Origin of the sequence: Bacillus sp. FJAT-27245 (assembly GCF_001273955.1) — a bacterium.
In the GTDB taxonomy this organism is placed as follows: Bacteria; Bacillota; Bacilli; order Bacillales; family Cytobacillaceae; genus Bacillus_D.
On the sequence record NZ_LIGI01000001.1, the window covers coordinates 2,102,907 to 2,118,827 of the forward strand.

A 15,921-nucleotide genomic window follows, 5' to 3' on the forward strand; every position below is an offset into this window, starting at 1 on the left:
TAGGGTGGATTCATATTATTTAGAAGCATTAAAGTTCCTTCGATGAGAGTAGAATGAAAAGTTTAATCCCATGTTTGTTCATTGCAGGATTTTCAAAGTTTGGATTTATTGAAAGGAATCTATTTTCTAAATTAGTTTCCCAATGTTGCGCATCTCAAATCTGGAAAAAAGATTGACTACTTATGGTCAACAATTTTAGGAATAACAAGGGCTCTTTAAAGAACCTTCTTTTGTACTCTAACTAAAGGTTTTTGAAAATGATGAAAGAGTATACCCAGGGTTAATTAATAGCCTTCGACTAACCTCAGAAATTCCGACGAAAAAACGCTAATTGGCTCTCACGGCAAAAGGTAAAGCTTCAAAGCAACTTTAGGCATAATCTAAAAAATCTTAATCAGTAAATTACTATTTAAAACAGCTGATTTGTTCAAATTTATACTCGTACTTAGTAAAGAACTTTTTAAAGTTAGGAGTTTCTAATCTATCCACCGAAAAAAGGATTTTTATATGTCATGTTAATATTAATAAACGGTCAAATACAGATAAAGTCGTATATATTTCCCAACAAACAAGCAGCTAATTTTTTCGTTTTGGGAATATATACCTATTGTTGACCTATCGATGGTACTGTTATTGTAAAAATATGGATAGTTTAAGGGTCTTATCACGAAGCGTATGCTAACTACACTCATATGACTACTGCTTGGTCAACATCTTATTCACTAAACTATCCATTATCAGGTGGAATTTCTTTCTCTAATACAACAAAATACCAGGCAGCTCCTAGGGCAGCAATTCCTTGGTTAAAATAATTACAAAAGACTTAGAAGTAATATTTTTTCGTTCTAAGTCATTTCCTTAAGAAAGGGAAGACAATATGTTTAAGATTAGATTTTCCTTGATAATGGTTTTTCTCTTATTAGTAAGTTGTGATAAGAATTCCTTAACGCATGTGATTCAAAAAGAAGAATCTGATCTCAAATTGGGTTTTACATCCACGGAAATTAAAACAATAAAGAATAATTTGGATAAGCCTATTGAGATTGAGGTTTTGAATCCTTATAGCAAGAATAAAAACCTTAAAAATAGGGAACTTTTACAATTCATTGAACTTGGACTTAATAAAACAATAATCCAACATCTTACTGAAAAAGAATATGAATTCTTTTCTCAAAAAAAAGTTGAACCCGTCGAAACAATAACCCAATATTACAAGATAATTGAGAAAGAAGATGGAAACTGGGCTTTATACTCGGGAACAAAAGAAGAATTTCAAAAAGAAAATAACTTTTACGCTAAAAATGGTTTTATTGATGAAAATTGCAGTCCAAAAGAACTTATTTGTGTTAACTCTACTATTAATCAAAAAAACAACGGAACACCATGGTTATATCTTACAACCTCTGTTGCTAAATTATTGGACAGCAACACCTATGCAGTTATTAGTTCTTTTCAGTGGTTAGTGGAACCTGATGAGCGTTTTAAGGATTACCTAGGACTTACCTTAAGCAGTGATAAAGCAGTTATTGACTATGATTCTATTTTTGGCAAATATGAACGTGTAGAATATAAAAATAAAAAGTACCAAGGCTCTTTTATGGATTGGATAAATCAGGCTCACCAATCATCTAGCTTTGGTTACTCAATACCAATCAATATTGGGAATGACTATCATCATACAAATAATCGTTCCTATTTGGATTTCGGATACAGCTATGCAGAAGTGTATTTTAACTCAAAGGAACATTCCTTCTTTGACGTGAATACTTCGTATGTTCATACCTTAAAAGACCCTAAAGATGTCGGAGTAATTATAAAAAATGAAACTATAAAACTTGGATCGGATTTATTGCCTCAACTCATTTCTTCCCCTTCAACAATGAGAATTTATGAAAAAGTCCCTCCGGTTAGATGATAGTAAAATCATGTTGAAAAACATAATTGCAGTGCAAGCTTTAAAATGAGGATATATCAACTTATAACCAGTGAACCCATGCAGAGAAACTCACTTGCATCTGACAGTCCAAGTTGCCATCTAAAAATGCCCGTATCATTACGCGGCATTTTTTTGTGGTCGCCATCCGGCCAATACTTTGTTCCCTGTGGACTAACGGTATTTCTTTTGACAATATTTCTCTATAATTGAAACAAATAACGATTTGATTCGACTTGTTCTATAAAGGGGGGAGTTGGTGGGGACGCAATTGGATATTGAAACCTTGTTTAGGGACTACCATCGGGATATATACCAGTTTTGTTTGTATTTTACGCATTCCGTCCAGGACGCTGAGGATATAACGCAGGAAACGTTCATTAAAGCGATTAAGAATGTACGGACGCTGACGAATCCGGACCGGGGGAAATACTGGCTATTGGCAATCGCGAGGAACACAGCCATTGACCATTTACGAAAAAGAAAAATGAAGGAGCTTCTGCCTGATTTCTTTGAAAAAATCATCTCGGGCGAAAAATCATTGGACGACCATATCCTTCGCAAGGAAGAGTGGGAAGAGGTTCACCATGCCTTATTAAAAATGAAGCCACATTACCGGGCGATCATGATATTACGGGGAATCCAGGAACTAACGGTAAGTGAAACCGCGGAAATACTGCAAATCACAGAATTGAAGGTGCGTGTCGATTTCCATCGGGCCGTCAAGATTTTGAAAAAAGAAATGCAGGACAGGGAGAGGAAGGTGGTTACGGATGAATACAAACGACGAATTGACTCGTGAAGTAAAACAATTGCTGAGCCCAATAAAAAATCATCCTTCACGGGAACCACGGCAGCAATTTGTCAATGAATTGCAGCAAAAAATCCGGGAAGCCCAATCCACTAACAAGAAGCGATTCAACCTAATGCCGCTTGCAGCAGTTTGTGTCGCCGCTTTGCTTTTCACAATAGTCGTTCTTTCCAATAAAGATGCACTTGATTTAGAGCTTGCGGGGGAAACGGAGAAACCGTTTGCCATCAATGAGGAATCCACCTTAACTCTACTGCGGACAATTGAGTACGGGGACGGCGAAGGCAAGGCTGGCTTAAAGTTTATGGGCGAAAACGAAACATTGCCCGTCACAGTAACCAGCTTTGATGTAGAAGACGGGACATATTATTTACTGGATGAAGCGAAGAGGCAAGTCCTCATTGCCGGGAAAAACGGCAAGACAAGCTCGTTTCCTATAAAGGGAAACAACCAAATGGAAGGCACCCTAAAAGATATCCTTGTAACACCAGATAAACAAATTTACATCTTGAACACCTGGGATCCGTTCGTTGTGTATCAATATACGGAGGATGGCAAGCTCGTTAAAACCCATGAAATAAAGGCGGACCTGTTCCATCCGGGTGAGCTCATTTTTGTTAAAAATATCGGGGTTTTGGCTACCCAGAGCCAGGAACGCTTCTACAACATTGAAACCGGAGAAATGGTGGAAGGAAACGAACTACCCTATCAGCTCACTACCACGAACCGGAAAGAGGTAATGCTAACAATAAATGAGGATGGGAATCAGACGCAGCTGACTATTCCATATTTAGAAGGGAAAGGCATAAGCGCGGTGGAATCGGTTCGGGAAGGCCAAATCATCTTTACAAAAACTGAACAGCCAGCGGTCTATAAATCCCTTTCTGAAACCCATGTTTTYGCCTATAACAAACAAGGAGAGATCATTGGAGGAATCCGGCTGCCCACTGAGAACATGATTGAAGAGCCACAAGCAATCGTGTCGAAGGTCAAAGTCGATAAAAACCGGATCTATTTCCTCTCCCTTGAGAAGCAGCATATCGSCATTTATGAATTAACCCTTGGGGAAAAATACGAAAGTTTCATCCAGGCACAAGCTGAAGAGGAGAGAAAGGGGTTCGATTACAAAACCTTCGGCAGGCCATTCCCGGAACTCGAGCAGGAGATTAAAAAGCTTTTCACCACCGACACAATCTTCTCGCAATACGGCGATGAAAACAGCGTAAACGGCGTTGCCATCGATGACTCCGGAATAGTCGTGATCGATTTCAAGGAATTCAATGCCGGTGGCCCATCCAGCCAACAGGCAATCGAAATCGGAAAAGCATTAAATGGAGCGATTTTTCAAAAATTCCCGGAAGTGCAGACAGTGTATTTGCAATTCGACGGAAGCTTCACTGCCTGGTGCATTTGGATGCAAACATCGGAGGAGCCGTGGGAGCGGCCGTAACGTGTTAATGTTGGAAACGGTTCTTAGCCAAGCATTTCTACAAAGGAAGCAGTCCACTTCACAACTGAAATGGACTGCTTCTTTTTTGAATTAGAGTTCCTTTGATGAGAGTGGCAAGAACGGAATTCCTTTCTCTTGATTTCATACTCACGTTAAGATACTCTATCTCTTTAAATACTGAAATTGAGAATAGCATTTGAGAGGAAGTAGTGTACAGTGACTGAGGATTTCAAAGTCAAGCTTTACAAAGCGCTCGGTGAAACAACACGGCTACAAATAGTAGAAATTCTTGCGAAACATCCAGAGTTGTCTTGTCAAGAAATTGCCGATCAATTACATATCGCCGCCAACTCTACACTGACATATCATTTAAAACCACTACTTGATTGTGGATTGCTTTCCGTTCGCCAAGCAGGGACTTTCCGTTACTATAGTTTGAAACGTACAGTCCTCGAGAAGTACGCCCCCGCTTTACTTTGAAAATAAAGCGGAATACTTATTTTCTCTATTTCAGGATTTACTGAAATACATAAACGTAATAACGCCTGAAGCAGTATTTTATAGGTAAGTTTTAAAAAATGGTTTCTTAATGTCCAAGTTGCTCACAAGGGGAACTCCCATGTTATAAGTCGTCCATGTGACGATTTTTATTCTCTATTTCGGCATTTATAGAAATATAGAAACAAGTAGCTGACTAGAAAAAGCATTGAATGAGAGGTAGTAAAGGCCAAGCGGTTGCTTTAATAAAAGTGATTACTTCCTCGGTGAGGGAACACAAGATATGATTAGCCGAAGTGGCCGGCAGCTTAGAGATGTAGGGTAAAGAAAAGCATCTTTAAATAAGTTTCGATTATTGAAAGGAAAGGCTATAATTTCATGAATAAATTTGAAAAACATAATGGATATTCGAGGACATTTCAAGAAAATAAACTTACTTTGGGTTTGGCTTTTCCCCTTGAAGCCTATCAGGGAAATGTTCCGATAATGGACTTGGATGAGCAAATAAAACTGTCTAGACTTGCCGAGGAGGGGAATTTTGCTGCTCTATTTGTGCGGGATGTTCCACTAAATGACCCTTCCTTCGGGGATGCAGGGCAAATGTATGATCCGTGGGTATTCCTCAGTTATATCGCGGCGCATACAAAGGAAATCGCTTTAGGAACAGCAAGCGCGATTACATCCTTTCAACATCCGTTAAACCTTGCTAAATCAGCGGCTTCATTTGACAAAATTTCAGGTGAACGGCTTTTGTTTGGCCTTGCAACTGGGGATCGCCCGATTGAATTCAGCGCTTTTGATGTGAATCGGGAAAAAAGGTCCGAATTTTTTCAGGAAGCTTTCTATGTAATAAAGGAAGCTTGGGCAAAATCATTTCCTACGATTCAAACAGACAGAGTAAACCTGACAGGATCAACAGATATTCTCCCCAAACCGGTTCTAGGCGATATCCCTACATTGGTAACAGGTTTCTCGAGACAATCGCTGGAATGGATTGCGGAAAATAGCGATGGATGGCTTAGTTATCCACGTAACCCAGCGCAGCAACAGAATCTCATTAGAGAATTTCGATCATTAACTGATCGATTTAAACCATTTGCCCAATCGCTTTACGTTGATTTATCTGACAATCCGGATGAGGGTCCAACACCTATTCACTTAGGATTTAGGAGTGGCCATAAATTCTTAATTGAATTTCTGAATGCATTACAAGAAGCCGGAGTGAACCATGTGACGATTAATGTCAAATTTAGTCGTCGACCTGTGGAAGAGGTCATACAAGAATTAGCGGAAGAAGTCGTCCCGTATTTTCCGGCACTGTAACAGTTGTGACCTCTAAAAAAGTTCGTCCAAGAATTTTACGTTCTTTATGGAGGTGATTGTTGCTTTTTAAAGGATAGATAAAAAACTTAAATTCGGAAAGGTTTTTAAAAATGGATTCGAGGTTCATTTGAAACAGATTACTTGTCTGTTTCTTATTTGATAGAACCATATATTTTAATAGGAGGATGGAAGATGAAAGCTGTTGGATTACATCAGAAAGAACATTTTCAAGATTTAACTATTGAGAAGCCGGTACCTGAAGGCAGGGATTTGCTTGTAGAAATTAAGGCGGTTTCTATGAATCCGGTAGACACAAAAGTCCGGGCTTCAACAGACCCCGCTGATGGACCAAAAGTTTTTGGATATGATGCGAGTGGTATTGTTGTTGAAACCGGCGAGGAGTGTAAACTGTTTAAGCCGGGTGATGAAGTTTATTATGCCGGTGATATTACACGTCCAGGAACGAATAGCCAGTATCACCTTGTAGACGAACGCATTGTTGGCCATAAGCCCAAAAAGTTGAGTTTTGCGGAAGCAGCGGCTATGCCATTGACGGGCCTTACTGCTTGGGAAGGGCTTTTTGAGCGACTCATGATCGACATGGGGGATCTAGGAAATTCAGAGCGTTCGATTTTAATTATCGGTGGTGCAGGCGGAGTTGGATCGATTGCCATTCAACTTGCAAAATTAGCGGGCCTTAACGTCATCGCAACTGCTTCAAGAGAAAAAACGGAGCGTTGGTGTAGGGAGCTAGGGGCAGACATGATTCTAAATCACCGTCACCCATTAAAACCACAACTCGAAGAACAAGGATTGAAGGACGTTGACTATATTTTTAATTTAAGCAGTACTGAAGAGCATTGGGGAAACATGGTCGAATGCATTGCGCCTCAGGGTAAAATCTGTGCAATTGTTGAAATGAAGGGTTCACTCCCTCTTGACGATTTACAAGCAAAGAGCGCAACCTTTGTATGGGAATTTATGTTCACCAGATCAAGTTTCCAGACAAAAGATATGGTTAGACAGCATCAACTGCTAAACCGAATCGCGGATATGTTAGACGGCGGCCAACTAAGAACCACGTTAACGGAAACCTACGAGCCGATTAATGCCCAGACTATCCAGCAAGCACATGAAAAGCTTGAAAGCGGCACTATGATTGGTAAACTTGTGATAGAAAAATTTGAGTGAAGATATGCAAGTGTAATTACCAACACGTTACCCTATCCTTGGTGGCAGCTTTGTTGGTATCGCGATGAATACATAGTTGTCAAAAACCCTTGGAAATGAAGAAAGTTTACTTTGCAATTCGACGGCAGCTTCAGTGCCTGGTGCATTTGGATGCAAACATCGGAGGAGCCGTGGGAGCGGCCTTAACATGTTAATTTTGGAAAGGCGTTATTAGCCAAGCATTTCTACCAAAGAAGCAGTCCACTTCACAACTGAATTGGACTGCTTCCTATTTGAATTAGAGTTCCTTTGATGAAATTGGCAAGAAAAGCTTAATTCCCCGTTTGTTCATCGGCAGGATTTTTAAATCTGCTATAAGGTGGCTGATATATCCTCCTAAACAAGCATAGAACACACCTGGGATTGCGAGGGAGGCCTCAAGCTTTGAAGCAATAAACCCGAAGAAAACAACCCCCAAGAGAGAATGGGTATAACTGCGATGCGAAGAAAATGACGCGACAATTATGTAGACTCCCAGCAGGATTAACCATAGTTCGTCCAAAGACAAACCTCCCGCAATAACGGCAACCCCGGTAATCGTGAGCATATGTTTTTGCTTGATCAACGATGCCACCACATTAATCATCACTCCAATTCCGAGTCCGAGCCACCACTTTTCATTAGATGATTTCTCAATAAAACTGTACAAAATCATGAGTATTCCAATTAACTGGGCGGCTAATCTAATCACCTTAGGCGACAGGGTAATTTTGCCGCGAAGCGTCCCGTCAATATCAAGATCAGGAATCAAGCCTGAAATACCTCCTAATCCAACAAGCAAAAGTGTTGCGGACGGAGAGGCTGCAAATGAATTGGCGACAACAAACCCTGTTGCTGATCCAATTGCTGCGTGCGATGTGCCATTCATAGTCATATCTCCTTTAAAAATTCATGTGAAAAAAGCGACAAATTCTATTGTACACCAAAACGTTTGTTCTGTAGAGTTTGATTCTAAAATTAATTACAAAAAACTTTTTTATGCTTTGCCCCAATCATTTTTTTGGATAAAAACAGTGAAGTTGAAGGAACATAATCCCATCTATATCGGAGGTGGCATTATGGAACAAAACAAAAAGAATTTCACAACAGTCGGAACTGATATCGAGGAAGTAAAAAGACTAAACGCAGAGTCAGGTTTATCCTATAACGAAGTAAAAGAACTACTAGCAAAAACAGGGGGAAGCGGCACTGCGATGTATAGTGATACAGATGTCGAGGAAGTTAAACGGAGAATACATCATGAAAGTGAAGAAGAGTATATCTAAGTATTTTAAATATTGTTTGAGGAGCCCCATTTTAGCAACAGAAAAAATGGGGCATTAATATTTGAAGTAAGAATACGCAGGTATTATTTTGCTAAGCTTTATGGAGCGATTATCTCAATCTTGGAGTTGTAAATCAAAAACTAACTAATGTTAAGGACAAAAATTTATTACTAAAAGCTAAACCAAGTGAAATTGCTTTCACGCATAATAGTCATAATAATTTGAACTTGGGTGCATAACTTTTTCTATTCCTTTTACTACAATAGCTTCTTTAATAGCTGTATAAATTCTCATAAAACTTGGTATTTCTATTACTCCTTTTTTTTCATTTATTCTCTTATTTTTACATTCTCTTAAAACGGTAGAATTATTCAGGTTAAAAGGGAACTGCTTTGACCGAAAGTGACCATGTTTTTTAAGAAGTTTATCCCTTTTTTTTATGCTATTTAATATTGTTGATAATAACCACCTATCAAGTTGCTTAAGTTGTTCTTCATCGTCAATTAGTGGATAAAAACTCATAACCCCCTTAAAAGTTAGGCGTTTATATGAACCATTAAGATAATTTTTTAACAGATGTTCACTTAAATCCCCATATAAATACCTCCTCACTTGCATAATCGCAGTGACAAAATCTTTGTCTTCTCCATTACTAGGTATTTCTACAGATTGTAAAGTATTTCCCGAAAGGGGCTGTATCAAATTTTTATATAAAATATAGCTTATATTAGCTTTTATCCTGCTTACAGCTAATGGTTTAATACTTATACTACTACCAGAAATTTGGTAACCTAAAAATTCAATATTTTCCTTAGCCTTTAATTCTGTAGGCATCCCTTTCTTTGTTAAAAGACTTATTCCTTCAGATTTACTAATATTTATCTCCACACCAGCTTCAACCGAAAAACTATGGACTATTTCAAAGGCTTTACAAATTTTCGCATAGTCTTCAGACCAAATTATAGTATCATCAGCATATCTTGCAAATCTTAATCCTTCTTTTTCTAATCGCTTATCTAATTTCCAACATACTAGATTTGCTAAAAATAATGACAAAGAGGTACCTTGTGGAATCCCTTTGGTAAAATGGCTTAAAAAAGATTTAATAATCTGTTTCTCAAATTCACTCACTAAAAATCCATTTTCATTTAATTGGTTAATTAAATAATTATGATTTATGGACCCAAAAAAATCACGAAAATCAAATTCAGCTATAAACATTCTTGGGCTTTTTTTGATATCAATGGCAATGTCTTGTATAGCATAGTGTACATTTCTGTCATTTCTATATGCATATGAAAATGAGCTAAACCGATGTTTATTTTTGTTTAATAATCTTTTATAGAAATAATTAGAAACAGCTTCATCAGGAATTTGAAAAATATTTATTGGCCTCGTTTTGTTACTATTTTTTTTAGGAACTTCTTTTAAATAAGGGCAATATGGCTTATATTCCCCTTTAATTATTTTTTGAAAAATAGAGTTTGCTATTTGTTTTTGATTCTTTTTTACGTAGAAGGGATTATGCTTCTTATCTACTCCCCATTCTTCGGGTATTTTTATAATTTTTTTGCTTGGATTTTTAATTCTTCTTTTTTCTCTCTCATGTTGTAAATGAAGATTGTTCTGATAATTCTGATGCTCGTTGATTTTTCTTACTGCAATCTCATTAATGCAATCTTGAATTTCTTTTAATAGCATAGCTACCCCCTAAAATAAATGCCCTGCCGATATAGGCAAGGCAAAGTCGCGGAAACTATAATTAAAAGTAGGTCTCACGTCGAGTATTATTCTGAGTAAATATTACTCTCCAATTTTGGTGCAAACCAAAAATATAGCCTCCGCTCGTCACCTTATGACTATCTAAAATGTACCATTTTTGAAAAATAAAGTAAATGTGTTTGTGAAATGAATATTTATTAAAAACTTCTTTTTCCTCTTTTTATTCATAAGACAAATTCCAATTAAAGAGAAAAAACATAATTTTTAATATCCAATAATTTATATTAAAATGGAAGAATTATTAATTTAAGCTTTAGATCAAGATTTGGGTCTTAACGATCTCGACTATAGAGGAAAAACTTAAATACATTACATACCAATAGGTGGGCCCTTTCGTATATGATAAGTTCTTATAGGGCTTTTGCTAGTCAAACGTAATGAAGTTTTGTAAAATATTATGAAATTATGAAATTATGATATTAATAGAATAAAGTTTGATTGTCCTAGTGATGGAGTTCCATAAAGTAGTGGCTGGCCCTTATGGGGAAGCACTTAAGCAATGCATTTACAGATGGACAAGATTCTTACGTATGCTTTCGAATGAAGGTGGATTAAATTCTGCAAAGGAAAACTCCTGGCGAAAAGCAACAAAGTGAGAGATGGGTTTAAGAATTTATTAGAATGCAATACGCTTTATTTAACTTCGAGAAGCAAAATTAGAAAGGTGATTTCCATATGCCAATACACAACAAACTAGTCCGGGACCGTATCCCAGAAGTTATTGAAAAAACAGGGAAGAAATTCTCCACTAGAATAATGGATAAAGAGGAATACATAGTTGAATTGCGGAAAAAGGCATTTGAAGAATTGGATGAATACATGAAAACCCAAAACGATTCAGATGCAGTCGAGGAGCTGGCCGATCTGCTTGAAATCATTCATGCCTTCGCGGATGTACATAATTCAACATTCGACACAATTGAATCTGTTCGTAAGGAAAAGGCCGAGAAGAGAGGCGGTTTTAAAGAACGGATTTTTCTAATTGAGGTGGAAGATGAGTAATATCCGTTTGATTACTGGCAATCTAGGTGAGCAGTTGTTGGAACAAATGGAAAAAGCATCGACGATTTGCATTTTAACCTCATTTATTATGAAATCAGGAGTTGAGTTTTTACGGGAGTCATTGAAGGCTGCTACAGAGCGGGGGGCTGATATCAAGATTTGCACAGGGGATTATTTGTATATTACCCAGCCAGAAGCTCTCCGAGCTCTGTTGGATATTGACGATAGAATCCAAGTGAGGCTCTGGCCGAGCAACGGAACTTCGTTTCATCCGAAAGCATACCTTTTCCAGTCAGAAAACCAGGAGTGTTTATACATCGGCTCTTCCAATCTATCAAAGTCCGCGCTTCGAAATGGAATAGAGTGGAACCTGGAAGTTTCAAATGAAAAAGAAGTATTTGAAGATGCGCTTTCGAAATTTTTGGAAGTGTTTTTTGCTGATCATACACTTCCGTTAAATATGGTCACTTTGAAGGATTATGAAGATCATTATGACGGGTTCCATAAACATAACAATCACCTATCCAAAGCCTGGTCTGAGTCCGAAGAGAAGGATTTAATGCTTCCTTTGAAAAATGACACGCAAGAACAAGCATTAATGGTTTTGGAAACCGGGGCTCCATACGGAAAAATCAAGCCTAGGTTTGCTCAAATAGAAGCGCTGGAGGAACTGGAGAAGACAGTAGAGGAAGAATACGATAAAGCACTTGTAGTCATGGCTACAGGGTTGGGAAAGACCTATTTGGCAGGATTTTTTGCCGAGAGATTCAACAAAGTGCTCTTCATTGCCCATAGGGAAGAGATACTGCTGCAGGCAAGAAAGTCTTTTGCAGATATCAATCCCGAAAAGAAATATGGCATTTTTAATGGAAAAACCAAAGAAGCTGACGCCGATGCAATTTTTGCTTCCATTTTTACATTGAGTGTCAAGGCACATTTGGAAAAATTTCAGCCGGATGAATTTGACCTTATTATAATAGATGAATTCCATCATGCCGCTGCGGATTCCTATAAAAGAGTTTTGGAATATTTTGAGCCTAAGTTCCTGCTGGGCATCACAGCGACCCCCGATCGGCATGACAACAGGGATGTATATGCCATATGCGGCGGAAACGTTGCATTCAGACTGGGATTTTTGGAAGCCATCAAGAGAAATTGGCTTGCTCCTTTCAAATATTATGGAGTGTACGACGATACGGATTATAGCCAGATAGCTTGGCTAGGGACAAGGTACGATGAGGAAGAGCTCTTACGTGCACAATTGAGGGAGAGTCTTGCTAAAAAAATACTTGAGTCCTGGAAAGAGAAAAAGCAAACACGAACAATCGTTTTTTGTTCCTCAATTAAGCAGGCAGATTTCCTCTCGGATTATTTTAATAAAAATGGTTTTAAAACGGTCAGTTTGCATTCACAGCAAACTGGGGTTAGCCGGTCGTTAGCGATAACCGAATTAAGTGAGGGCACGCAGGATGCAATTTTTACAGTCGACCTGTTCAATGAGGGAGTAGATATCCCGCCAGTAGATACATTGCTGTTCGTACGGCCAACGGAGTCTTTAACCGTCTTTACACAGCAAATCGGGCGCGGACTGCGTATTCATGAAGGAAAGAACCACTGTGTCATCATTGACCTTATTGGAAACTACAGAAATGCGGACATTAAACTAAGCATATTCGATACGGAACTAGGTGATACAAAGAAAAAGGGGACAGTCCCAGTTGTCCCAGAAACATGCGAGCTCAACCTGGATTTAAGAGTCGTTGACCTGTTAAAAGAGATGTCCCGGAAAAGACAGCCACGGAAGGAAAAGCTTTTACATGACTATCAGGATTTAAAGAGGGAGCTGGGCAGAAGGCCAACCTATCTTGAATTGCACCTATACGGCACGGCGGAATCAATTCAATACCGCCAGGAATTCGGATCTTATGTAGGATTCTTGAATTGGGCAGAGGAACTCTCGGACCAGGAAGAGCAGGTATATCATCGATACAAGGAATGGTTTGAAGAAGTCGAAAAAACAGCTATGTCGAAAAGTTACAAAATGGTTTTGCTTCTGGCCATGCTTGAGCGAGGGCCATCTGGCTGGTACAAGCCAATAGCTCCAGAAGAGGTAGCGCCCATCTTTCATAGCTATTTAACTGAAACCGAATTTAGAAAACGGATTGATTTCAGTGACAAATCTTCAAGGAAACTTTGGAAGTACAACGAAAAAGGGGTAAGCAACCTCATTGCAAAAATGCCCATGACCATGTGGGATAGGGGACCGGATGGGTTCACCAGTTTTAAACATGGACTTTTTCGCATTAATATTAATGTTTGGCCAGGGGACGAACGGGTTTTATTTGATTGGACTAAGGATATTGGTGAATTTAGGTTACATTTACATTTTGAAAAAGGAAATGATAAATAAGAACCCAAAAAGATTGAAGGGTTTCTTCTGTTTCCACTTTTTAATCGCTTTACTATTAATCAATAATTTATAGACAAGGATTATTGCTATAAAGGTTGCAGATTTGATTTATAACGAAGAACCACCTGGTTAAATTTACTAACCCAGAAGTTCTTTTAATTAGCAGGATTTGTTATTATACTGGATTCGAATGTAAAATTTGTAAGGGAGAGGAAAAGCAATCATGAGGAAATTATCTGTTTTGTTATCTCTTGTCTTGCTATTGGGGATTGTTTCACCAGCCTTAAATGCTACCGCAGCTGAAAGCAGTGTTTGTGAGCAATATAAGGGTGTCACAAAAATCTGGTGGGACGGGATTGAATTAAAACCTGGTCAAATTGGACGGTTAACTATATTGAAAGACACTTCGTTATTCAAATTGGATGGAGACAAAAAAGTATTCTCAAGAACTTTGAAAAAAGGCGAATTCTATCGCATATACGCCTTCAAACCTGGCATGTTGAGTGTAGGCGGGGGGKATTTCGTCGACCGTGATGCTAGAGTCTCCTACCAAACCCCGAGCAAGGCCAAATTGCTAGCGGTACAGTGTATTAACGGGGGAATTCCTACTCCTGTTGTGAAGGCACATTTCATTAATGTAGGGCAAGGGGACAGCATCCTGATCACCTTGACTAATGGGAAGAACATATTGGTTGATGGAGGGAAGAGGGAATACGGGGATGCGGTTGTCGCGTACCTAAACAAAGTTGGAGTAAAAACAATTGATTTACTAGTGGCAACTCATCCAGATGCAGACCATATAGGGGGCTTAATAAGCGTCCTTAAATCATTCCCTGTAAAGCAGGTACTGGATAGCGGTAAAGAACATACTACTCAAACTTATTTAGAGTATTTAAGTCTAATTGATTCGAAGAAAATTCCTTTTTCGGTGGCTAAAGTTGGACAAGTCTTGAATCTCGATAGCAATGTGAAAATTACTGTATTAAATAGTGGGGAAGCTTTAGGGGATAATAATGAGGCTTCTGTCGCCTTGAAAACGACATATGGGAACATGGATGTATTATTGACTGGTGATGCAGAAGCCAATCAAGAAAAAATTATGATGGAAAAGTTTAATGTCGAAGCAGAAATTTTTAAAGCGGCACATCATGGCTCAAACACAGGTAACAGCTTGGAATTTTTAAAAGAGGTCAACCCAAAGGCCACTGTGTTAAGTTATGGTCAAAATAATAGTTATGGACATCCACATAAAGAAGTTGTAGAACAGTTAACCCAGATAGGCTCTAAGCTTTATTCAACTGCTGATAGCGGCAATATTGTATTTACATTGACCAAAACTGCTTACACAGTTTCTGCAAATCCTTGGTTCCCTACTCCTGCACCCGCACCTATAACAAGTAAAATTGACATTTTGAGTGTCGATAAAGTTGCTGAGGTGGTTACGATCAAGAATAACGGCACTGCCGATACAAACTTAACCGGGTGGAAGTTGGTGAGTGTTGAGGGAAATCAAACGTTTGCTTTTCCATCGGGGTATGTCTTGAAGGCGGGTTCAACGGTTTCAGTCACTTCCGGGCCTAATGCTGTAAGCAACCCTCCGGCAAAATTAAAATGGACTACAGCCTATATTTGGAACAATACTAGCAGTGATCCAGCACAACTCTACAATGCTGAGGGGGTAATGATAAGTGAATTCAAATAAATTCACTGTGGATCGATTTGAGGGGAATAAGGCTATTTTACTGAAGAGGGACGATGAAAATATCGAATTGATACTATCAAAATCCATGTTACCTGGTTCTGTTGTTGAAGGCGATATATTACTTATTACCTTAAAAGAAGATGGAAGAGTTTCAAAGGTGGAACATTTAAAGGCTGAGACACAGAAGGCTAGAATTCGAGCCTTGGAACTATTAAACAAGTTAAAAAAATAGGTAAGTTCAAATTGTCCTTCAACTCAAGGGCCTTTCAAGTTTTATTATTTTTCTTAATAACATGATCGGGACAGTTGGCTGGGTTGGTTAAGATTAGAATTACAAATAACTCTCGTTACCCTAGGTGATATGTGCCAATGAATTAGGTGTACTCCGTTTGGTCAGTTGGTTGTTTTGCCAAACAGGAGGTCAGGGAAAAGCCCTAGTTCAAAAGGAGCTAGGTATTCTAAAGCTAGCTGCTAATTCACTGCTTTTTTAGATACCAAACGTATGACCTTATAGG

Annotated in this window: 13 protein-coding genes; 11 read left to right on the forward strand and 2 right to left on the reverse strand. The window is 38.5% G+C overall.

Going from position 1 to position 15,921, the window contains the following annotated elements; all coding sequences use genetic code 11:
• The first annotated feature begins 877 nt into the window (after window positions 1-877).
• From ADU24_RS10165 to ADU24_RS10190, 6 genes are all read left to right on the forward strand, one after another.
• The gene (locus ADU24_RS10165) at window positions 878-1,915 is read left to right on the forward strand and encodes a hypothetical protein (RefSeq protein WP_053366521.1); all 1,038 of its coding nucleotides are present in this window, start codon (window positions 878-880) and stop codon (window positions 1,913-1,915) included.
• 277 nt (window positions 1,916-2,192) lie between these two features.
• Window positions 2,193-2,735 (forward strand): RNA polymerase sigma factor, encoded by a 543-nt coding sequence (locus ADU24_RS10170; protein ID WP_053366522.1) that lies wholly within the window; start codon window positions 2,193-2,195, stop codon window positions 2,733-2,735.
• Complete coding sequence (locus tag ADU24_RS10175) at window positions 2,707-4,194, forward strand: hypothetical protein (RefSeq protein ID WP_053366523.1); 1,488 nt, start codon at window positions 2,707-2,709, stop codon at window positions 4,192-4,194. The genes ADU24_RS10170 and ADU24_RS10175 overlap by 29 nt, the downstream gene beginning before the upstream one ends.
• A 216-nt stretch (window positions 4,195-4,410) precedes the next feature.
• The gene (locus tag ADU24_RS10180; RefSeq protein WP_053366524.1) at window positions 4,411-4,674 is read left to right on the forward strand and encodes an ArsR/SmtB family transcription factor; all 264 of its coding nucleotides are present in this window, start codon (window positions 4,411-4,413) and stop codon (window positions 4,672-4,674) included.
• A 396-nt stretch (window positions 4,675-5,070) separates the two neighbouring features.
• Window positions 5,071-6,015 (forward strand): LLM class oxidoreductase, encoded by a 945-nt coding sequence (locus ADU24_RS10185; protein WP_053366525.1) that lies wholly within the window; start codon window positions 5,071-5,073, stop codon window positions 6,013-6,015.
• Window positions 6,016-6,207: 192 nt separating this feature from the next.
• Window positions 6,208-7,206 (forward strand): zinc-binding alcohol dehydrogenase family protein, encoded by a 999-nt coding sequence (locus tag ADU24_RS10190; RefSeq protein ID WP_053366526.1) that lies wholly within the window; start codon window positions 6,208-6,210, stop codon window positions 7,204-7,206.
• A gap of 277 nt (window positions 7,207-7,483) precedes the next feature.
• Here the strand turns inward: ADU24_RS10190 and ADU24_RS10195 are convergent, their stop codons facing one another.
• Complete coding sequence (locus ADU24_RS10195; protein ID WP_053366527.1) at window positions 7,484-8,113, reverse strand: metal-dependent hydrolase; 630 nt, start codon at window positions 8,111-8,113, stop codon at window positions 7,484-7,486.
• 190 nt (window positions 8,114-8,303) lie between these two features.
• On the opposite strand from ADU24_RS10195, the gene ADU24_RS10200 reads away from it, so the two are divergent.
• A complete protein-coding gene (locus ADU24_RS10200) occupies window positions 8,304-8,510 on the forward strand; it encodes a hypothetical protein (protein ID WP_053366528.1) in 207 nt (68 codons plus the stop codon).
• A 198-nt stretch (window positions 8,511-8,708) separates the two neighbouring features.
• On the opposite strand, the gene ADU24_RS10205 is transcribed toward ADU24_RS10200, so the two are convergent.
• Entirely contained in the window at window positions 8,709-10,211 is a 1,503-nt protein-coding gene (locus tag ADU24_RS10205; RefSeq protein ID WP_053366529.1) for a reverse transcriptase domain-containing protein, read from the reverse strand.
• Between the two features lie 756 nt (window positions 10,212-10,967).
• Between ADU24_RS10205 and ADU24_RS10210 the strand changes: the two genes are divergently transcribed.
• The 4 genes from ADU24_RS10210 to ADU24_RS10225 all read left to right on the forward strand — a co-directional run bounded on the left by ADU24_RS10210 (window position 10,968) and on the right by ADU24_RS10225 (window position 15,638).
• Window positions 10,968-11,294: a nucleoside triphosphate pyrophosphohydrolase gene (locus tag ADU24_RS10210; RefSeq protein WP_053366530.1), complete on the forward strand. Its 327-nt coding sequence runs from the start codon at window positions 10,968-10,970 to the stop codon at window positions 11,292-11,294.
• Window positions 11,287-13,704 (forward strand): DEAD/DEAH box helicase family protein, encoded by a 2,418-nt coding sequence (locus ADU24_RS10215; protein ID WP_053366531.1) that lies wholly within the window; start codon window positions 11,287-11,289, stop codon window positions 13,702-13,704. Before ADU24_RS10210 ends, ADU24_RS10215 begins: the two co-directional genes overlap by 8 nt.
• Before the next feature lie 223 nt (window positions 13,705-13,927).
• Window positions 13,928-15,406: an MBL fold metallo-hydrolase gene (locus tag ADU24_RS10220; protein WP_053366532.1), complete on the forward strand. Its 1,479-nt coding sequence runs from the start codon at window positions 13,928-13,930 to the stop codon at window positions 15,404-15,406.
• Window positions 15,393-15,638, forward strand: coding sequence for a DUF3006 domain-containing protein (locus ADU24_RS10225; protein ID WP_053366533.1), 246 nt, complete (start codon window positions 15,393-15,395; stop codon window positions 15,636-15,638). Before ADU24_RS10220 ends, ADU24_RS10225 begins: the two co-directional genes overlap by 14 nt.
• Window positions 15,639-15,921: the final 283 nt, after the last annotated feature.